This window comes from Rhodococcus cerastii (assembly GCF_033042195.1).
Taxonomy (GTDB): Bacteria; Actinomycetota; Actinomycetes; order Mycobacteriales; family Mycobacteriaceae; genus Rhodococcoides.
On the sequence record NZ_JAWLKF010000009.1, the window covers coordinates 56,790 to 76,751 of the forward strand.

Sequence of the window (19,962 nt, forward strand, 5' to 3'; positions counted from 1 at the left end):
GATGACTACGAACAACACCCGCGCCTTGATCGTCGGTGCCACCGGCATCTCCGGACAAGCCTTGTGCCGCGTTGCTCTCGACGCAGGCTGGGACACGTACGGACTCAGCCGTAGTGGCAGCACTCCGGTCGACGGCGTCATCGGTGTGGCCGCCGATCTGCTCGACCCGGCCTCGCTCGAGGAGGCGCTGACGGACCTGCGCCCCGAGGTCGTGTTCTTCACCGCATGGATGAAGAAGGACTCCGAGCAGGAGAACATCGAGGTCAACTCGGCGACGCTACGCAACGTGCTGAACGTGCTCGGCCCCCTCGACTCGGTGAAGCACGTCGCGTTGATGACCGGCCTCAAGCACTACCTCGGGCCGTTCGACGCCTACGGCGAGGCAGTGATGGCCGAGACGCCGTTCCACGAGACCGAGGATCGCCTCGACACCCCGAACTTCTACTACGCGCAGGAAGACGAATTGTTCGCCGGTGCCGAGAAGTTCGGATTCGGATGGAGCGTGCACCGCGCGCACACCATCTCGGGATTCGCGGTCGGCAACGCGATGAACATGATGTTGACGCTGTCCGTGTACGCGTCGATCTGCAAGGAGCTGGGCGAGAAGTTCGTCTTCCCCGGTTCCGAGACCCAGTGGAACGGGCTCACCGACCTCACCGACGCGGACCTGCTCGCCGAGCAGATGGTGTGGGCTGCGACCGATGACAACGCGCACAACGAGGCGTTCAACATCGCCAACGGTGACGTCTTCCGCTGGCGCTGGCTGTGGCCGCAGTTCGCCGCGCACTTCGGCGTCGAGCCCGAGGGCTACGACAGCGAGCCGCGTCCGCTCGAATCCCGCATGTCCGACGCGGCCGCAACGTGGAAGCGCATCGCCGAGAAGCACGATCTGGTCGAAAGCGATGTCTCCCGCCTGGCGTCGTGGTGGCACACCGACGGTGACCTCGGCCGCGACATGGAATGCCTGACCGACATGAACAAGTCGAAGAAGGCCGGTTTCCTCGGCTTCCGATCCACCCCGGATGCCATTGCCTCGGTGATTCAGCGATACCGAGATGCGCGTCTGATTCCCTAGTGCGCTACGCGCAGTGGTGCGGTTAAGTGCCCTCTGCGGCACTCAACCACGCCACTGCGGCGCAGCCGCATACTCGGCGTAGCGCTCCCGCACCGCCGGGGTCGGGTCGGCCTCGTATGTCTTCGACTTTGCCTGCGCCCAGGTCGGCGGCTCGCTGGTCCCGGCCAGTGTCCACGCCGCCTGGCGCGCGGCACCGTCGGCGACGTATTCACCCGGCTCGGGCACGATCACCGGAACGCCGAGAATGGCCGGGGCCAACTCGCGCAATGCCGCAGACTTCGCACCGCCGCCGATGAGCAGCACCCGCTTCGTCTCGACCCCCTGCGAACGCAGATGGTCGATACCGTCGGCCAAACCGCACAGCAGTCCCTCGACGGCCGCTCGCGCGAGGTGGCCCGGCGTCGAATTGTTCAGTCGCAGACCGTGAATTGCACCGGATGCATCGGGACGGTTGGGAGTGCGCTCGCCCTCGAAGTACGGCACCATCACCACACCGTCGCTCGTCGTCGACAGCGCCAACCGCGACAACTCGTCGTGATCGACGCCCAGCATCCGCGCTGTCGCATCGAGGACGCGAGCAGCGTTGAGAGTGCACACCAACGGCAACTGCCGGCCGGTGGCGTCGGCGAATCCGGCGACCAGACCCGAACCGTCTGCGGCCGCAACCGAGGTCACGGCAGATACGACACCCGACGTGCCGATCGAGACCACCACATCGCCGGGCTGAGCGTCGAGGGCGAGGGCTGCCGCGGCATTGTCTCCGGTCCCCGGCCCGATCAGTGCCCCACCCGACGTGCGGCCTATCGCCTCGTTCGGCGCAGCCACGCGGGGCAGCAGTGGGTTACGACCCCGAAAACCGAACTGCAGCAGATCCGTTCGATATTCGCCAGTGGCCGCGGAGAAGTATCCGGTGCCACTGGCGTCGCCTCGATCGGTGGCCAGAGCGTCGAGCCCTGATGCCCCGCCGAGCTGCCAGCTCAGCCAATCGTGCGGAAGGCACACCGCCGCAGTGCGATCGGCGTTCTCGGGCTCGTGGTCGGCGAGCCATCGCAACTTGGCGACGGTGATCGAAGCCAACGGAACCACTCCGACGGCGTCGGCCCAGGCCTGCCCGCCGTCGGTGCCTTCTTTTCGCCCAACTCGGACACCAGGTCCGTCGCGGCCTGCGCCGATCGAGTGTCGTTCCACAGCAGGGCTTTACGGACCACGGATCCGTTGTCGTCGAGGCAGACCATGCCGTGCTGCTGCGCGCCCACCGACACCGCGTCCACGTCGTCGAGTCCGCCCGCGGCAGCGATAGCCTCGTCGAGCGCATCTTTCCATCGCTGCGGGTCGATCTCGGTACCGTCGGGATGGGCGGCTCGCCCCTGGCGGACCAACTCCCCCGACTCGGCGTCACGAACGAAGACTTTGCACGATTGGGTGGAGGAGTCGATTCCGGCAACGAGAGCCACGGTGAGCGGGTCCTTTCCTACGCAAGTGTGATCTACGACCCTACCCGCGAGGCGCGGTTGCCTCGGTCACCAACGTGCGCGCGTAGGCGATGGCCTGCGGCGTGGTCTCGAAAACACGGCGCGCTTCGTCGTCCTTGGTGGTGAACACGCCCAGCGCCGTCAGCGGACGCAGGTGTTCGGGTTTGGCTGCGGAGATGAGGACGGTGATGCGGCGATGTTCGAGTTCGGTGATCGTGTCCTTGAGGACCAGAGCTCCGGTGGCATCGATGGTGGTCACTCGCGACATGCGCAGGATCACCACTTTCACGTCCGACACGTCGGCGAGCTCGAGCAGGAAGCTGTGCGCAGCTCCGAAGAACAGTGCACCGTCGATCCGGTAGGCGACGATGTGTTCGCGCAGCAGGCCTTCTTCTTCCTTCGAGACCGCGTCGAGTGCATCGAGCGGTACCTGCTCGACCGTGGCCGATCGCGCGACGGCGCGCAGTGCCAGCACCGCAGCGAACCCGACGCCGACCGCCACAGCCGTCACCAGATCGAACAGAACCGTGACGAGAAAGGTCGACGCCATCACCACGGTGTCGCCGCGACCGGCGCGGGAAATTGCTCGGATGGAGGCTGTTTCGACCATTCGCACGGTCGTCGCCAGGAGCACCCCGGCCAGAGCCGCGAGGGGAATGTCGGCCACCAAGCCCGCGGCGGAATACATGATGGCGGCGAGGATCACCGCATGGGTGAGCGCGGCGAGCCTGGTGCGCGCTCCGGACCGAACGTTGACGGCAGTACGGGCGATGGCACCGGTGGCGGGGATCCCGCCGAACAACGGCGCGGCGATGTTGGCCAGTCCCTGCCCGAACAGCTCACGATCGGGATTGTGCCGCGGGCCGACGCCCATCGAGTCCGCCGCGGTCGCGGACAGCAGCGATTCCAGTGCAGCCAGCGCGGCGACGGCGAACGCCGGTGCCAACAACGCCGTCACGTCACCGAGGTGGAAGAAGCTCAGGCTCGGGGCGGACAACGACGACGGAATGGTGCCGATGCGGGCGATGTCGAGGTCGAACAACTGAGTGACCACCGTTGCTCCGGCGACCGCAACCAGGGAGAACGGGATTTTCGGAGCCAAGCGGCCGCCGACCAGCATGACGATCGCGACCGTGACGGCCACGGTGGGCGTCAGAACGCTCGCATTCGAGACGAACGAGCGCACCGCGTCGAACGCGGACTGCCACACCTTCTCGCCCTCGGCGTCGGTGATACCCAGGGCCGACGGAACCTGTTGCAGCGCAATGACGACGGCGATACCTGCGGTGAACCCCTCGATGACGGGTGCCGGCATGTACCGGACGGCTCGTCCGACGCCTGCACCGGCGAGCGCCAGCAGAATGATTCCGGCCATCAGCCCGACGGCGAGCACTCCGGTCGGCCCGTACTCGGCGACGATCGGCACGAGCACCACCGTCATGGCGCCGGTCGGCCCGGACACCTGAAATCTCGATCCGCCGAACACCGCGGCGACGACTCCCGCGATGATCGCCGTGGTCAGACCCGCCGCCGCACCCAGCCCGGTGCTGACGCCGAAGCCGAGTGCCAGAGGCAACGCGACCAGGGCCACGATCAGCCCGGCCAGCAGATCCGCGCCGGGTGCGCGGAAGGCCGGTTTCCACTCGCTCCACCTGGGCAGCAGCGCGGTCACAGCCCTGACGGCGTCGGTCGTGCGGGAAGGTTTCGTCGGTTCGGACATGTGACGCTTTCTGAGAAGTCATCGATCCTGATCGATCTACTTGCTAAGTTTAGCAAGTAATGAATCAGGTGAACAGGGACGTGAGCCAGACCATCTCGGGCCGTCGAGTCAGGTACGTGCTCCGGACTCGCCGTCCAGCAGCTCGGCCTGGTTGGCCACCACTCCCGTGAGTATTTCCCGCGCGACGACCAACAGGTCGGCCACCTTCGGCGACGTCAATGTGTAGGACACCGACAGGCCTTCCCGCGTGCCTTCGATGAGACCGGCGCGCCGCAGGATGGACAACTGCTGAGACAGATTGGCCGGCTCGATGCCGATTTCCGGAAGCATCTCGGACACGGCGTGCTCACGCTCGCTCAACAACTCCAGCACGCGAATACGCGCGGGATGCGCCAACGTCTTGAAGAAATCGGCTTTCATTCTGTAGAGCGGCCGGCTCGAATCCGTGGCCATGAAGTCCTCCCGTGGCACCCGCCACCGCGCAGCAGGCTACTTGCGAACACTAGCAATCAACAGACCGAAGTGGACGACCTCCCTGCCCGTCCCGAAACTCGGCTACCTTCACTCCCATGCGCGGAGACCCCGAAGAATCCACCGACTTCAGGCTCACCGTGGCCACGGCGGCCCTCGACCTGTTCTCCGTCAAGGGCTACGAGTCGACGACGGTGGACGACATCGCCGGTGCCGCAGGCATCTCGCGTCGGACATTCTTTCGTCAGTTCCGCGCCAAGGAAGACGTCGTCTTCGCCGATCACGAAATACTGCTCGAGCAGGCCGACGCATTCCTGGAAGCGAACGAGGGCGATCCCTGGCGGGCCGTGTGCGACGCCGCGCAGTTGGTGTACGAGCGGTTTTCCGACTGGCAGGACATGTCGCGCCTGCGCTACCAGGTGGTGCACAAGATCCCCGCACTGCGCGATCGAGAAATCGTCACCGTGTTTCGCTACGACAGACTCTTCGTCGACTATCTGCAGCGTGTTCTGCCCGATCACCCTCACCTCGAGATCCTGCAGTTCTCGGCCACGGTGACCGCGACGCACAACTACATCCTTCGTCGGATGATCCGCGACGGCCTCCCGACGTCCGTGGAGGATCTGCGTTCGGCACTCGCGCAAGTGCGCGCGCAGTTCTTCGGTGAGATCGTCGTCGCGTCGTTCCCCCGGGGCACGTCCGTCAGCAAAGTCGTCGACGCCTTGGCCGATCACACAAGCACCTGACGTACCCGACGCGATGGCACTGAGTGCCGGATGCCGGAGACCCGGTCTTGAACAGAGCCGAATTCAGACGTACACTGGGGCAATCCTTGGCACTGAGTGCCCTCCGTGGGCAGTGCCACCCCCGACACACCGAGGAGCGTGGCCGACATGGCCGGAAATCCCGACTTCGATCTGTACCAATCGCCCGACGAGCACAACGAACTGCGCGCAGCCATTCGGGCGCTCTCGGAGAAGGAGATCGCTCCGTACGCCAAAGAGGTCGACGAGGACTCCCGCTTTCCCGAGGAAGCACTCAAAGCGCTCAACGCTTCCGGCTTCAACGCCATCCACGTTCCCGAGGAATACGACGGCCAGGGTGCCGATTCCGTCGCTGCCTGCATCGTCATCGAAGAGGTCGCACGCGTCTGCGGCTCGTCCTCGCTGATCCCCGCGGTCAACAAGCTCGGCACGATGGGCCTGATCCTCAAGGGTTCCGAGGAACTCAAGAAGCAGGTTCTGCCATCCCTCGCCGGTGGTGCGATGGCGTCGTACGCCCTGTCCGAGCGCGAAGCGGGATCCGACGCGGCGAGCATGCGCACCCGCGCCAAGGCCGATGGTGACGACTGGATCCTCAACGGCTCCAAGTGTTGGATCACCAACGGCGGCAAGTCCGATTGGTACACCGTCATGGCCGTGACCGATCCCGACAAGGGTGCCAACGGCATTTCCTCGTTCATCGTGCACAAGGACGACGAGGGATTCGTCGTCGGCCCCAAGGAGAAGAAGCTCGGCATCAAGGGTTCGCCCACCGCCGAGCTGTACTTCGAGAACTGCAAGATTCCCGGCGATCGCATCATCGGCGAGCCCGGTACCGGCTTCAAGACCGCGCTGGAAACACTCGACCACACGCGCCCCACCATCGGCGCACAGGCCGTCGGCCTGGCACAGGGTGCCCTCGACGCGGCCATCGCATACACCAAGGACCGCAAGCAGTTCGGCACCTCGATCTCGAGCTTCCAGGCAGTGCAGTTCATGCTCGCCGACATGGCGATGAAGGTCGAAGCCGCCCGCCTGATGGTCTACAGCTCCGCAGCCCGCGCCGAGCGCGGCGAGAAGAACCTCGGGTTCATCTCCGCGGCTGCCAAGTGCTTCGCCTCGGACGTGGCCATGGAGGTCACCACCGACGCCGTGCAGCTCTTCGGCGGTGCCGGCTACACCACCGACTTCCCGGTCGAGCGCATGATGCGTGACGCGAAGATCACCCAGATCTACGAGGGCACCAACCAGATTCAGCGTGTCGTCATGTCGCGGGCGCTGCTCAAATGAGCGACATCAACCTCGTCGGCGTCATCGGCGGCGGCACCATGGGTGCCGGCATCGCCGAAATGTGTGCTCGCTCCGGCAGTTCCGTACTGATCCTGGAGACGAGCCAGGCGACGGCCGACGCCGCAGAAGCTCGCCTCGACAAGTCCTTCGCTCGCGCCGTCAAATCCGGTCGCATCGAAGCCGACGCAGCCGAGAAGGCCCGCGCTGCAATCACGTTGACACTCGAGATCGGCGATTTCGCGGACCGCGATCTCGTGGTCGAGGCAGCACCGGAGATCGAGTCGCTCAAGCTGGACCTGTTCGGCAAGCTCGATTCCATCGTCAAGCCCGAGGGAATCCTGGCCACGAACACCTCGTCGATCCCGGTCATCAAGATGGCCAACGCGACGAAGCGTCCCGACAAGGTCGTCGGCGTGCACTTCTTCAACCCGGTGCCGGTACTGCCGTTGGTGGAAATCGTCGTCAGCCTGCTGACCAGCGAGGAAACCGTCGCAGCGGTGACGGACTACGCCGGAAACACGCTGGGCAAGAAGACGATTCGCGCCGGTGATCGAGCCGGATTCATCGTCAACGCACTGCTCATCCCGTACATGGTCTCGGCCATCCGCATGCTCGAGTCCGGCTTCGCCAGCGCCGAGGACATCGACGAGGGCATGGTCAACGGTTGCGCACACCCCATGGGACCGTTGCGTCTGACCGACACCGTCGGCCTCGACGTCACCCTCGCGGTCGCAGAGTCGCTGTACGCGGAGTTCCGCGAACCGCACTACGCGCCGCCGCCGCTCCTGCAGCGCATGGTGGACGCCGGAATGCTGGGTCGCAAAACCGGTAAGGGTTTCTACTCGTATTCGTAGTAGTCCCCCGCCCCCTTCTGCGTGAATGGTCCATTCACCCCCGTCAGGGCCGGTGAATGGACCATTCACGTCTTCGAAAGGCGCACACTGGAGTCGTTCCACAACTCTGGGAGGCTTCATGAACATCGATCTCGACGGCCGCACCGCTTTGATTTCCGGCTCCAGTCAGGGCATCGGATTGGCGATTGCCACCGAATTGGCCCGCGCCGGTGCGCGCGTGGTCCTCAACGGCCGCAGCGAGTCGGCGCTGGATTCGGCCGAGGAACAGTTGCTGACGGCAGTGCCCGGTGCGCGGGTGATCGTCGTCGCTGCCGATCTCGCGACGGCCGACGGAGTCGAGACGTTGCTGGCGAAGGTGCCGGTGGTCGACATTCTGGTGAACAACCTCGGCATCTTCGGAGCCAAACCCGCTCTCGACATCGACGACGACGAATGGCGACGCTATTTCGAGGTGAACGTGCTCTCGGCAATCCGGCTGATCCGCACGTATCTGCCGGCGATGACCGAGGCGGGCTGGGGCCGAATCCAGAATATCTGCAGCGATTCCGCGGTCGTGATTCCCGAGGAGATGATCCACTACGGAATGACGAAGACCGCCCTGCTCGCAGTGACCCGTGGATTCGCGAAAGCTGCTGCAGGAAGCGGAGTCACGGTCAATTCCGTGATCGTGGGCCCCACCCACACCGAGGGCGTCGAGAAGTTCGTCGGCGAGCTCGTCGGCGACGACCTCCCCTGGGACGAGGCGCAGGCGCAGTTCATGAAGGAGCACAGGCCACAATCGCTCATCGGACGCCTGATCGAGCCGAGGGAGATCGGCAACATGATCGTCTACTTGAGCTCCGAGCAGGCCTCTGCGACCACCGGTGGCGCTCTACGCGTCGACGGCGGCTACGTCGATGCGATACTGCCCTGAGTTTTTCGTAGGGCCGGTCCGGTCGGTCACAGTTTGTGGCCGACCGCTTCGGGGCATGCGTGAGATACACGGAATCAAGCAGAGGTTCTTCACGCATTTCACCGTATTCGGAGACGATTCCACAGTGAGCGATCAGTACACCTTCACCAACCCCGTCACGCAGTACCGCCAGGACGGCTTCCCGGAGCAGCACCAGGATCCGCCCGGCCTGGCCGCAGATCTTCAGCCCCTCGCCGACCACGGTGAGCAGACATACCGTGGATCCGGACGCCTCACCGGCCGCAAGGCCTTGATCACCGGTGCCGATTCCGGAATCGGACGAGCAGCAGCCATTGCCATCGCACGCGAGGGTGCCGACGTGGTTCTCAATTACCTACCGGCAGAAGAGAAGGACGCGCAGGAGGTTGCGCAGTTGATCCGCGATGCCGGCCGCACCGCAGTCCTGGCACCGGCAGATCTCACCGACGAGCAGGCCGCGCGCGGCATCGTGCGCACTGCCGTCGACGAGCTCGGTGGCCTCGACCTGCTGATCAACGTCGCAGGTAAGCAGCAGTTCGTCGAAGACGTTCAAAACCAACGTCTACGCACTGTTCTGGATCATCCAGGAAGCGGTGCCGCACATGCCCGCCGGCTCCACCATCGTCAACACCAGCTCGATCCAGGCATACACACCGTCACCCGGACTGGTGGACTACGCGACCACGAAGATGGCCATCAACACCATCAGCAAGGCCCTCGCACAGCAGTTGGCACCGAAGGGAATCCGCGTCAATGTCGTTGCGCCGGGACCGTTCTGGACACCACTGCAGGCAGCCGGCGGCCAGCCGACGTCGGCACTGCCGGAATTCGGCAAGGAAACACCGCTCGGACGCGCAGGACAGCCCGCCGAGATCGCCGGCGCGTACATCTATCTGTCGTCGGCCGAATCGGGTTACGTCACCGGCGACACACTGAACGTCAACGGTGGTATGCCGACGCCGTAGATCGTCACCCGTATTGAGTGAATGGACCATTCACACCCGTCTGGGCTGGTGAATGGTCCATTCACGCGTTCAGGAGAGGTCAGTCCTTGGGCCCACCGGCGGCGTAGACGACCTGACCCGAGATGAAGCCGGCACCCTCGCTGACGAAGAACGACGCCAGGTGCGCGATGTCATCGGGATGTCCGACGCGATTGACCGGAATCTGCGACGCAGCAGCGGCTTTGAAGTCCTCGAACGGCATGCCGACGCGTTCTGCGGTGGCTGCCGTCATCTCGGTCTCGATGAATCCCGGGGCGATGGCGTTGGCGGTGACGCCGAACTTGCCGAGCTCGATGGCGAGGGTCTTGGTGAAGCCCTGCATGCCGGCCTTGGCTGCGGAGTAGTTGGCCTGTCCGCGGTTGCCGAGAGCAGACGTACTCGACAGGTTGACGATGCGGCCCCACTTGGCGTCGATCATGTGCTTCTGGACCGCGCGGGTCATCAGGAACGATCCGCGCAGGTGGACGCCGAGCACGGAATCCCAGTCCTGCACCGTCATCTTGAACAGCAGGTTGTCGCGAGTGATGCCCGCGTTGTTGATCAGTACGGTCGGCGCACCGAATTCGCTGGCAATGCGATCGACGGCGGTCTGCACCGATTCCTCGTCGGCAACGTTGGCACCGATGGCCACTGCCTGCCCGCCTGCCGCCTGAATCGCGCCGACGGTGTCGCTGCACGCGGCCTCGTCGAGGTCGACCACGGCAACTCCGAAACCGTCCTTGGCCAGCCGCTTGGCTACCGCAGCACCGATTCCCCGTGCACTACCGGTGACAATGGCCGTCTTGATCTGATCACTCACGAATATCTCCCTTACGACGCCGAACTCGATAACTGTCCTCTGTTTCTATCAACACCGACAATGCGATCAGTACGCAGCCACCGCTCCGTCGAGTGCCTTCTGCATTCCCTCTGCCACCACCCGGGTGAAGTCGATCGGCTTCTCGGGCAAATCGGTGATGGGCGTGTCGATGTAGACGCTCGCCTGCTTCACCTTCGGCGCACCGGGACCGTAGCTCAGACCGATACAGATCAGCACCGGCTCGACCCCGAGCTTGCGCGCCCGCATCGCGATGTGGCCGATACCGCTGCCGACGTGCTGCACCGTCGTCGGATCCTCGAGATTGCAGGTCCCCTCGGGGAACACCGCAAGATCGTCGCCTCGCTTCATTCGCTCGGCACTGACGTCCATCATGCGGTTGCCCGCGGCGCTGACGGCCCGCATGCCGTGATTCTTGCCGCGGAAGACGGGGATACCGCCCATCATGTCGATTCGCTTGCGCTGCTTGGGTTCCTGGAACAGCTCGTCCTTGGCCAGCACCCGGGTGCGACCGATGACCGGACGCAGCGGCGACGCCCATGCCGCCGCTGCGAGGGTGTACGGATCGTTCTCGGTCAGATGATTGACCGCGATGAGCAGACGCGTGTTGTCGTAGACGAGACGACGCAACTCCTCACGGGCACCGTCGGGATACGACACCCTCGGGCGGAATCGCCTGGCCAGGGTGGCATAAGCCAACCTCGCGACCTGACGATTCTGCTGATGACGCAGATAGAAGTCGTACACGGTCACATCGTTTTCGAGAATTACCGCAGGCCGATCCATGAGCCGAGCTTAGCCTCACACCCGCGAGGAACCCATAGCCCGGATCCCGACGGTAAGTCCGACCGCAGCGGTAGCCACGGCCGCGAAGACACCGGCCGTCACCGTCGAACTTGTGAAGTCGCCCGCGAACAGTGCACGTTCGGCATCGACCAGGTACCCGAGCGGGTTGATGTTCACCAGGAACTGCATCCACCCCGGTGCGGCCGTCAGCGGCAGCATCGTGCCCGACAGGATGAGCAGCGGGAACATCAGAGTCTGCTGTATCGACCAGAACACCCAATCCTGGCCGCGCACAGCCAAAGCCAGCGTGTAGGACAACGCGCCCAGACCGACACCGAACACGCCGAGCAACACGATGCCCACGGCGGCACCGACCGGATTCACGGACAGGCCGAGCGGTAAGGCGACCAGGATGATCAAGACGGCCTGCGCAGCCAGCGGGACCATTTCCTTGAACGCGCGCCCGACGAGCAGCGCCGATCGCGGCAAGGGGGTCACCAACATCCGTTCGTGAGACCCCTGCTGCAGCTCCGCCAACAAATTCGAGCCCGTCATGGAGGTTCCGAAAATGGTGATCATCGCGAGGACCCCCGGAACGAACCAGTCCCAGACGCTTCCGTCCCCGAGGCCGGGCACCTCGGTGAGCAGTGGGCCGAACAGTGCGAGCAGGATCAACGGTTGGATGAGACTGAAGATCACCGTGAACGGATCGCGGACCATCGGCCGCAGTTCGCGGCCCATCACCAATGTGCTTCCCGACAGAACGTTCATCGGAGTTCTCCTGCCGTGCCTGCGGTTTCGAGAGATGCGGAATCCGTCGCGGTGCTCTCACGAAGACTGCGCCCGGTGAGGCCGAGGAACACGTCGTCGAGGGTCGGTCGCGTCGTATCCGCCGTCAGCACCCTGATGCCATGAGACTCGCTCAGCCGCAGGAGATCCGGAAGAACCACCTCGGCCCGCTCGACCCGGATGTTCAGACGCGAACCCGCCACCGTCACGTCTCTGACACCGGCAACACCGCCGAGAAGCGCAGCCAGCGCCGACGCGTCGGACACGGTGAGGACGATCAGATCACCTGCCAGTTCCGATTTCAGTGCGGCGGCGGTGTCGTCGGCGATGACGGTGCCGCGATCGACGACGATCACCCGCTCGGCCATCGAATCGGCCTCGTCGAGATAGTGCGTGGTGAGCACGATGGTGGTGCCCATCTCTCGCCTCAGCCGAAGAATGTGGTCCCACAGATTCGCCCGGCTCTGCGGGTCCATGCCCGTGGTCGGTTCGTCGAGAAACAGCAACGGCGGCCGATGCACCAGACCCAGTGCGATGTCGAGTCGTCGACGCTGCCCGCCGGACAGCGTCGACACGGTACGAGTCGCGAGCTCGCCGAGTTCGAGTGCCTCGATCAATTCGTCTGCGCGACTGCCTGATCGGCGACGCGTCATGCCGTAGCACTGCCCTTGCACCACCAGCTCGTCCCGGACGCGCTGATTGTGGCCCGCACCGTTGCCCTGTCCCACGTAGCCGAGGCTGCGGCGCACTCGGTCCCGATCTTCGCCCACGTCGAATCCGGCGATGCGGGCCGATCCCGACGTCGGTGCCAGCAACGTGGTCAGCATCCGCAGAGTGGTCGACTTGCCTGCCCCGTTGGGGCCGAGCAGAGCCACCAACTCTCCCTCACCGATCGTCAGATCGATGCCGCGCACCGCCTCGACGGTCTTCTTGCCTTGCTGAAAAGTCTTGGTCAATCCCGAAGTTTCGATCATCTGTGACGCCCCTCGTCGTAGCGGTGAATCCCTACGACGGAGACATTAGAAACGATCGCGGTCAGCTTCGGTCCGCGATGCCACTGCGGCGGTCGATCAACCGAAGACGGGGAACTTTCGTTTGCGGGCCAGGGCATCCATCCCGGACTGAATGCTCGCGCGCACCTCGTCGTACTTGGCGTCGACGTACGCCTCGTCCTCGCACCGCGCCGGATCGTGGTCCAGTTCGACCGGCGGCATGAAACGAGTGCGAATCTTCGCGGGCAACGGAATCTGCGGTAACGCCGCGGGCGCAATGATCCACGGCAGCGAGATCGCGATCGGAAAGACCTTCAACCGCGCAATCTTGTCCAGCTTCAACGCTTTCGACAGCTTGTCGCCGCGAATGAGCACCGGCATCGCGTCTGCCCCACCCACCGTCGCCACCGGCACGATGGGAACACCCATCCGAATGGCGAGCTTGATGAAGCCGGTTCGGCCACCGAGGGTCGCCTCGTCCCGTTTGCTCCAGGGCCGCAATGAATCGACCTCGCCGCCCGGCCACACGATGACGTCTCGGCCCTCGGCCAGTGCCGTCGACATCGAGTCCGGTGCCGCGGGAAGCACCCCCATGGATCGAAAGACTTTTCCGATCAACGGGAACGCCATCAAGGCATCGTGCGCGGTGCCGTGCAGAATGCGTCTTTCACCGAAGTGCCGCCACCACTGAGCGCCGACGGTCCACGCGTCCCAGACGAACGGCGCACCCGAATGCACGCCGACGACGAGCACCGGAGACTCCGGGATGGTCTCCCAACCGTCGATCTCCATCCGGAAGTAGCGGTCCATCACCCCGTTCCAGAGTCGCTGCTGCCGGTCCATCGCCACGGTGTTCTGATCGTCGAGGTCCCAGCCGCCTGCGCGTTCGGCAACCACCGCTCCGAGGCCCCCGGACGACTTCTCCCGACGCTCTTTCATCTTCAGGCGCGCTGCCGCGGCGTACCGCTGCGCTTGCTCGCGCAGCTGCTCCTTCGTCGGTTCTTCGGAGCCGTCCCCACCCAGTACGTGATCCCCATCACTCATACCCGCACCGTACTCCACCCGTCCGAAGCCGACTCACAACCAGCGCTCGTAACCCCGCGCGACGTCCCGAGTGTCCGTTATGGTCAGAATTCGAGCCGAGCGAACGAGGTATACCGATGGATCCGATCGAACCGGCATACGGAACGACAGCTCTGCTGCTGATCGCCGCCGCAGCCGTTGCAATCCTGCTTTTCCTCATCATGAAGGTGAAACTGCACGCCTTCGTCTCCCTGGTCCTGGTCAGCGCGGTCACTGCCGTCGCGGCCGGGATCCCGCTGGCGGACGTGCCGTCGGCCCTGCTCTCGGGCTTCAGTTCCACGCTCGGCTCGGTGGCGCTGCTCGTCGCGCTCGGCGTGATGGTCGGCAGACTGCTCGAAATCACCGGTGGTGCACAGGTATTGGCCGATACCCTGATCAACCGATTCGGGGCCAAACGCGCACCTCTGGCGCTCGGTGTCGCCGCACTCATCTTCGGCTTCCCCATCTTCTTCGACGCGGGCCTCGTCGTCTTCCTGCCGATCATCTTCACCGTCGCCAAACGTTTCGGCGGATCGGTGCTGCTGTATGCCCTCCCGACCGCAGGCGCATTTGCCGCGATGCACGCCATCGTTCCTCCGCACCCCGGTCCGGTCGCTGCCACCGAACTCCTCGGCGGCGACATCGGATCGGTACTGCTCGTCGGCGTTCCCGTTGCCGTCGTCTCCTGGTTCGTCGGCTCGTACCTCGTCGGTACCCAGCTCGGCAAGCGGTTCCACACCTTGCCTGCAGATCTCTTCTCCGACGGCGCTGCCGGCTCCGAAGAGCACGACAAGGAAATGGCCGCGCTGCGCGATCCGGCTCCGAAGTTCGGTGCGGTGCTGTTCATTCTGCTGACGCCTCTGGTGTTGATCTCTCTCAACACCGTCGTCAACACACTGACCACGTCGGGTGTGCTGACCGGAGACGAGACCTGGGCCGCAGCGCTGACGCTCATCGGTCAGACACCGATCGCGCTGCTCATCACGCTGCTGCTGGCTCTGTTCATCCTCGCGCCGGGGCGCTTCCCGGTGGCCGACGGTGCCAAGTACATGGATCAGGCCCTCGGGCCCATCTGCTCGATCATCCTGATCACCGGTGCCGGCGGCATGTTCGGTGGAGTGCTGCGAGCCAGTGGCATCGGGCAGTCGCTCACCTCCTCGTTGTCCGATATCGGACTGCCGATTCTGCTGCAGGCCTTCCTGATCGCCACCGCGCTACGCGTCGCGCAGGGCTCGGCCACCGTCGCGCTCACCACGACCGCAGGACTGATCTCGGTGCAGGTGGCCGAATTGGATCTGAGCAACTTCAAGATCGCGCTGTTGGTGTTCGCCCTGGCCGCTGGAGCCACCGTGCTCTCCCACGTCAACGACTCCGGCTTCTGGCTCGTCAGCCGCTTCTTCGGCATGGACGAGAAGACGACCCTCAAGACCTGGACCGTCATGGAAACGACACTGGGACTGGCGATCTTCGCCCTGGCATCACTGCTGTGGGTGGTGTTCTAGCGGGGTGGACTGCCTCGATTGACGAGTCCGAGCAAGACCGACGGGGCAAGCCTCGACCCGATGATCGACACTCGGCCCAGTCCGATGGCGATCTCGTCGCGGCCTCTGTCGAGTCCGGCCATCGTCTTGTCGAGGAACTTCTCCAACGGCATCGCCATCGGCGGCGCGCTGTCCATGCTGCGGTGCAACGGTGTGTCGACTATCGGCGGGACGAGTTCGACGACCTGAACGGTGGTTCGGCGCAGTTGATGCCGAAGACTGACGGTGAACGAATGCACGGCTGCCTTGGTCGCGGAGTACACGGGAGCGCCGGTGAGCGGAACGAAACCGAGGCCGGAGCCCACGTGCACCACCCTCGCGCGAGGAGCACGGCGCAGGAGGGGCAGCGCTGCCGAGGTGACGTTCACGAGGCCGGTGAAATTGGTGGCGATCTCGTCGGCGATGTCGACACTCTCCGGCTGCTCGTGCGCCGAGAAGTCCAGTGGGCGTTGGACTCCGGCATTGTTGATCAGAGTCGTCAGATGCGGAATCGAACCGGCGATCTCCGCTATCGCGCGGCCCACGGATTCCGGGTCGCAGACGTCCATGACGATCGGCGTCATGCCGGGGTGCTCCGCGGCCATCACACTCGGGCGCACGCTGTCGCGACCGGTGACGACGACGTGGGCCCCACGAGCGTGGAACCGGGTGGCGAGTCCGGCACCGATGCCCGATGTCGCGCCGGTGATGAGAACCACGTCGTCGTCGAAGGACCCCGGGTGTGACCTTCCGCGTCCGATCATGCGAGCGACCCGGCAACGATCTGCCAGGCCAGAGCAGATTTCGCGGCGAGGCTGAGTACGAGGTAGACGAACTCGCCGAATGCGTAGTCCCGCCACGGCCCGATCCTTCGGTACTGCAGCCATTGGTTGGCCGCGAAGCTCATGAAGAAGACGAACAGCGAGAAGAAGATTCCGTAGACGAACCCGGGAACTTCCGAGGCACCGACGAGGTTCACGGTGATCGCTACCCAGGGTGCGGCACCGGCGACACAGCCGAACCAGAACGCGGTGAGGTCCGGTCGCTGTCCAGGTGGGTTGAAGCGCTCCTGGAGCCAACCGAACAGGATCATCGCGACGTTGGCACCCACGATCGCGATCAGCGCGCTGATCTGCGTGATGCCGGCGTACAGGGCGATAAGGACCACCATGATCGTGGCGCTGGCGCTGTACTCGAGCCATCGAAACGGGTTGATACCGCGAGAGAGGTTGCGTTCGTATGACTTTCGTAGTGGAACCCCGGTGACGAAGTGATCCACCGCCGCCAGTGCGAGGAAGACGGCGACGGCGATACCGATGGGAACCGCGAACGCTTCCTGCGCTTGCGGAACCACCGTTCCCGGCGGTCCCGCGGGGTAGGCGGTGGTCACATCGATGGCGAAGTCGGATGCGATGACGAGCACCGCGATGGCCTGAACAGCGTGCAGCGCGGACAGCGAGAGGTTCCAGATGCGGAGTCGCCTCAGCCTGTCCGGAGACAGAGGATGCTCGGTCGCGACGGCCGGGTGCGGAGTGCGTGCCATGACCGATAGCCTTACAGGTTGTAAGGCTGCTGACAAGGAGTGGTGGGGAGAACGCTGTGAAGACGGACGAAGAGCTGTCCGCTCGCCAACGGATCATGCTCGCCGCGATCGAATTGGCCGGCCAGCAGGGGACCGGGCGCATGACGATGTCCGCAGTAGCCGCGCGTGCGAAGGTGTCCCGACCTACTCTGTACAGCTACTTTCCGGACGTGCCTCGGATTCTGGAAGCCTGGGTCGAGCAGGAAGTGGTGCGCGTCGAGGCGCGGCTTCAGGACGTGTTGGACCGGGGCGCAGGGTCGGATCCGATGACGGTGCTGGGTGACTACATCGACCTGCAGTTGAACTATTTCGTCGAATCCCCGACGAGGGCCCTGCTCACGGCGGCCGCACTGGGATCGCCGCCGCAGGCCGTCACCGGACACATCGAACGGTTCCGCGCAGACGTACACGGGCTGCTGTCGGTTCTGGGCAGGCAAGGACGTCTTCGGGCCGATGTGGATGTCGAGATGCTGGCCGGGCTTGTCATCGCGGGGATCACCTCGATGACCTCTCACGTGCTGGAGGAACAGCTATCGCCTACCGAGGCGCGACGCCGATTGCTGGACATCATCTTTCGAGGATCGCTTCGCGTGTGACGGTCGGCTACCCCGGCTGTCGGTCCCGCTTGGGTTGCCATCGAGCTGCGCGCTCGCCGATCGAAGCGAGCCGAGCAGTCTCGTGCACTCGAGAGGCTCGGGTCTCGGGCCGCTTGGCGGTCACGATCCACTCCAGAATCCCGCGACGCGCGGACGGCGGAAACTGGTTCCAATTATTTTCCGCATCAACGTGTTCGGCGAAGGCGGCGGCCAGGTCCTCGGGAACAATCAGATCCTCGACCTCGTCGAGAACGGTCCATGCTCCGTTGGCCACGGCAGCCTGGACGGCGCGCTCTCCCGCCGGAAGCATCAGGCCTGCTTCGCGAAGGGCCTCGATACGGATCTTGTTCGGACGGGACCACGCGCTCGCGGGTTTGCGGGGCGAGAAATACAACATGGTTCGCTCGTCGTCCAGCTTGCGGGGTCGACTGTCCACCCAGCCCACCGCGAGCGCTTCCGCGACGGCGGCGTCGTAGCTGATCGCCGGTTTTCCAGTGGCCTTCTTCCACGACACCAGCCACGCCGATTCCGCAGCTCCGTGATGGGCGGACAACCACTTGCGCCACTGCGCACGTGTCTCGGCATGCACTCTCGGTGCGTCGTCCATGACGGCCATGCGTATCCCTTCGTTCGTCGGGATCAGGCCAGCGCCCGTCTCACTCGTCCACTTCGAAGACGCATCCCCCGGATGGAAGCTCCAGGACGACGACGTCGTGATCTTCTCCGGTGACGATCGCGGTGTAGACCACCTCCGATCCATCCATCGACACCCACCAATTCATGTTGGCACCGCGCACGCGCGGCACCTGCCGATATACCGCTCGGGCGTCCTCGACCATGGCCTGCGGATGCAGCCTCCGAGCGGTCTCGATGACGGTGCGGCGCACGTGATCCAGATCGATCAGATCGTCGTCGTCCGAGAGCTGCGATGGTCGAAAATCGATGAGCGGGAATGGCACTCGAACGACTGGCAGAGTAGCCGCGTATGCCATCGATCCCTCCGATAACGCGGGGTCACGCCAATGGAGCACGCCCTCCACGAACGTGGGCGTCACGTCGTCGTAGATCGCCGATCCGGTCTCGACGCTGCGGTGCACCGCTGCGATGTACTCGGTCAGCGAGTTGAACCAGGGCGCGCCTTGGTCTGCGGAATCGTACGAGAAACTGCGGATACAGCCTTGCCGAGCACCCGGGCGCGTGTCGACGTAAAGTGTGCTGCCTGAACCGTCTTCGGCGATGGGAACATATGCCGGGACGAACATCTCGGCCGTCTCACCTGCCTCCTGAGCAAGCACTTCGGCCGGCCAGTCCTCACCCAGATCGTCGATCGGATGCAGATTTTCGAGACTGAACCGGTGCCGATCCACAGCTCGGTCGAGCGAGCAGAGAGTGAAGTCCGGCAACACCGAGCCGACCGGAACGTAGTCCTCGCCGTAGGTTTCGTGCTGCCCGTCGTGCAGTCCGTAGAACTCTCGCAGTTCCGACGTCCACGGCGTGGTCTCACGTTCCGCGGCCTCTCGCTCATCCAATGTCCGTGGGGGCCGAATCGAGGCGGCGGTGACGGGCGCACGTTCACGAAGCATCGCCATGTATGCGGTCCATACCTCGGAGAGGTTCACGACTCGAATCTAATGGTTCTCGATCTGCAAGGGGGTTCGATGCGAGTCTCCATTCCGCAGAGATCGTTCGTTTATGCTGCGATCGTGGGCGAATTTTCCCTCAGCGGTGTGTCTACGATGCGAGGTAATCGTGAGTGATCGCATTCGATTCGACGGAGTGCTCGAACCGTTGACGTGGGGCAAGAACACGTATGCCATCGTCCGAGTCCCGGCAGAATTGGTCGAGGCCGCGAAGCGATGGCCGACGCGCCGGATCGACGGTTCGATCGACGGCCTCAGCCTCAACTTGGGACTGAACAAGGCTGATGCAGATGTGATGCCCGGGTCCTTCGTCTATGTCGGTGCGGGCCTTCAGCGCCGATTGGGCGTCAACATCGGTGATCTGTTGTCGTGCGAATTCGAGCCGGCCGACCCCGATCTGGTGCCGGTTCCGAAAGACCTCGAGGAGGCAATGGAGAACGCACAGTGCACAGCGGCCTGGGAGCGCAAGCGCGCCAGCGAACGGCGCCAATTGTTGATGCCGATCGACAACGCGGCGCGCGAGCAGACCCGCGCAGATCGGGTGGCCCGACTGGTGAGGATGTTGACCGACAATTCGTAGACCGGTAGGACCACCCGGCT

Annotated in this window: 19 protein-coding genes and 2 pseudogenes; 9 read left to right on the plus strand and 12 right to left on the minus strand. The window is 64.4% G+C overall.

All coding sequences use genetic code 11. The features are described from left to right. Position 1 precedes the first annotated feature (1 nt). Positions 2-1,075, plus strand: a complete 1,074-nt coding sequence (locus R3P93_RS16405) for an SDR family oxidoreductase (RefSeq protein ID WP_149406923.1) — start codon at positions 2-4, stop codon at positions 1,073-1,075. A 42-nt stretch (positions 1,076-1,117) separates the two neighbouring features. Here the strand turns inward: R3P93_RS16405 and R3P93_RS16410 are convergent. The 3 genes and pseudogenes from R3P93_RS16410 to R3P93_RS16420 all read right to left on the minus strand — a co-directional run bounded on the left by R3P93_RS16410 (position 1,118) and on the right by R3P93_RS16420 (position 4,720). Continuing rightward, positions 1,118-2,529 (minus strand): annotated as a pseudogene (locus tag R3P93_RS16410) (xylulokinase). A gap of 40 nt (positions 2,530-2,569) precedes the next feature. Then, entirely contained in the window at positions 2,570-4,267 is a 1,698-nt protein-coding gene (locus R3P93_RS16415; protein ID WP_317533474.1) for a SulP family inorganic anion transporter, read from the minus strand. A 108-nt stretch (positions 4,268-4,375) separates the two neighbouring features. Then, entirely contained in the window at positions 4,376-4,720 is a 345-nt protein-coding gene (locus tag R3P93_RS16420) for an ArsR/SmtB family transcription factor (RefSeq protein WP_149406920.1), read from the minus strand. A 116-nt stretch (positions 4,721-4,836) separates the two neighbouring features. Between R3P93_RS16420 and R3P93_RS16425 the strand changes: the two genes are divergently transcribed. The 5 genes and pseudogenes from R3P93_RS16425 (at position 4,837) to R3P93_RS16445 (ending at position 9,539) form a co-directional block, all read left to right on the plus strand. Then, positions 4,837-5,484 carry a TetR family transcriptional regulator gene (locus R3P93_RS16425; RefSeq protein ID WP_317533475.1) on the plus strand — a complete coding sequence of 216 codons (648 nt, stop codon included), beginning with the start codon at positions 4,837-4,839 and terminating at the stop codon, positions 5,482-5,484. Positions 5,485-5,631: 147 nt separating this feature from the next. Continuing rightward, a complete protein-coding gene (locus R3P93_RS16430) occupies positions 5,632-6,789 on the plus strand; it encodes an acyl-CoA dehydrogenase (protein ID WP_068048956.1) in 1,158 nt (385 codons plus the stop codon). 5 nt (positions 6,790-6,794) lie between these two features. Then, positions 6,795-7,643, plus strand: a complete 849-nt coding sequence (locus R3P93_RS16435) for a 3-hydroxybutyryl-CoA dehydrogenase (protein WP_317533528.1) — start codon at positions 6,795-6,797, stop codon at positions 7,641-7,643. A 118-nt stretch (positions 7,644-7,761) separates the two neighbouring features. Then, positions 7,762-8,556 (plus strand): SDR family NAD(P)-dependent oxidoreductase, encoded by a 795-nt coding sequence (locus tag R3P93_RS16440; RefSeq protein WP_149406916.1) that lies wholly within the window; start codon positions 7,762-7,764, stop codon positions 8,554-8,556. Between the two features lie 55 nt (positions 8,557-8,611). Next, positions 8,612-9,539 (plus strand): annotated as a pseudogene (locus tag R3P93_RS16445) (SDR family oxidoreductase). A gap of 79 nt (positions 9,540-9,618) precedes the next feature. Here the strand turns inward: R3P93_RS16445 and R3P93_RS16450 are convergent. The 5 genes from R3P93_RS16450 to R3P93_RS16470 form a co-directional block, all read right to left on the minus strand. Then, positions 9,619-10,377 (minus strand): SDR family oxidoreductase, encoded by a 759-nt coding sequence (locus tag R3P93_RS16450; RefSeq protein ID WP_032396725.1) that lies wholly within the window; start codon positions 10,375-10,377, stop codon positions 9,619-9,621. Between the two features lie 66 nt (positions 10,378-10,443). Then, positions 10,444-11,181 carry a lysophospholipid acyltransferase family protein gene (locus R3P93_RS16455; RefSeq protein ID WP_149406915.1) on the minus strand — a complete coding sequence of 246 codons (738 nt, stop codon included), beginning with the start codon at positions 11,179-11,181 and terminating at the stop codon, positions 10,444-10,446. A gap of 15 nt (positions 11,182-11,196) precedes the next feature. After that, positions 11,197-11,952 carry an ABC transporter permease gene (locus R3P93_RS16460; protein WP_317533476.1) on the minus strand — a complete coding sequence of 252 codons (756 nt, stop codon included), beginning with the start codon at positions 11,950-11,952 and terminating at the stop codon, positions 11,197-11,199. Then, the gene (locus tag R3P93_RS16465; protein WP_317533477.1) at positions 11,949-12,944 is read right to left on the minus strand and encodes an ABC transporter ATP-binding protein; all 996 of its coding nucleotides are present in this window, start codon (positions 12,942-12,944) and stop codon (positions 11,949-11,951) included. The genes R3P93_RS16460 and R3P93_RS16465 overlap by 4 nt, the downstream gene beginning before the upstream one ends. Positions 12,945-13,040: 96 nt before the next feature. Further along, positions 13,041-14,006, minus strand: coding sequence for a lysophospholipid acyltransferase family protein (locus R3P93_RS16470; RefSeq protein WP_149406912.1), 966 nt, complete (start codon positions 14,004-14,006; stop codon positions 13,041-13,043). Positions 14,007-14,122: 116 nt separating this feature from the next. Between R3P93_RS16470 and R3P93_RS16475 the strand changes: the two genes are divergently transcribed. Then, positions 14,123-15,526 carry a GntP family permease gene (locus tag R3P93_RS16475; RefSeq protein WP_317533478.1) on the plus strand — a complete coding sequence of 468 codons (1,404 nt, stop codon included), beginning with the start codon at positions 14,123-14,125 and terminating at the stop codon, positions 15,524-15,526. On the opposite strand, the gene R3P93_RS16480 is transcribed toward R3P93_RS16475, so the two are convergent. Then, complete coding sequence (locus tag R3P93_RS16480) at positions 15,523-16,308, minus strand: SDR family oxidoreductase (RefSeq protein ID WP_317533479.1); 786 nt, start codon at positions 16,306-16,308, stop codon at positions 15,523-15,525. The genes R3P93_RS16475 and R3P93_RS16480 overlap by 4 nt on opposite strands. Next, positions 16,305-17,087: a heliorhodopsin HeR gene (heR, locus tag R3P93_RS16485; protein WP_317533480.1), complete on the minus strand. Its 783-nt coding sequence runs from the start codon at positions 17,085-17,087 to the stop codon at positions 16,305-16,307. Before heR ends, R3P93_RS16480 begins: the two co-directional genes overlap by 4 nt. Before the next feature lie 56 nt (positions 17,088-17,143). On the opposite strand from heR, the gene R3P93_RS16490 reads away from it, so the two are divergent. After that, a complete protein-coding gene (locus R3P93_RS16490; RefSeq protein WP_317533481.1) occupies positions 17,144-17,722 on the plus strand; it encodes a TetR/AcrR family transcriptional regulator in 579 nt (192 codons plus the stop codon). 7 nt (positions 17,723-17,729) lie between these two features. Here the strand turns inward: R3P93_RS16490 and R3P93_RS16495 are convergent, their stop codons facing one another. Then, positions 17,730-18,338 carry a YdeI/OmpD-associated family protein gene (locus tag R3P93_RS16495; RefSeq protein ID WP_317533482.1) on the minus strand — a complete coding sequence of 203 codons (609 nt, stop codon included), beginning with the start codon at positions 18,336-18,338 and terminating at the stop codon, positions 17,730-17,732. 40 nt (positions 18,339-18,378) lie between these two features. Further along, positions 18,379-19,341, minus strand: a complete 963-nt coding sequence (locus tag R3P93_RS16500; protein WP_317533483.1) for an SMI1/KNR4 family protein — start codon at positions 19,339-19,341, stop codon at positions 18,379-18,381. A gap of 130 nt (positions 19,342-19,471) precedes the next feature. Here R3P93_RS16500 and R3P93_RS16505 point away from each other — a divergent pair, with 130 nt between their 5' ends. Continuing rightward, positions 19,472-19,942 carry a YdeI/OmpD-associated family protein gene (locus tag R3P93_RS16505; RefSeq protein WP_317533484.1) on the plus strand — a complete coding sequence of 157 codons (471 nt, stop codon included), beginning with the start codon at positions 19,472-19,474 and terminating at the stop codon, positions 19,940-19,942. Positions 19,943-19,962: the final 20 nt, after the last annotated feature.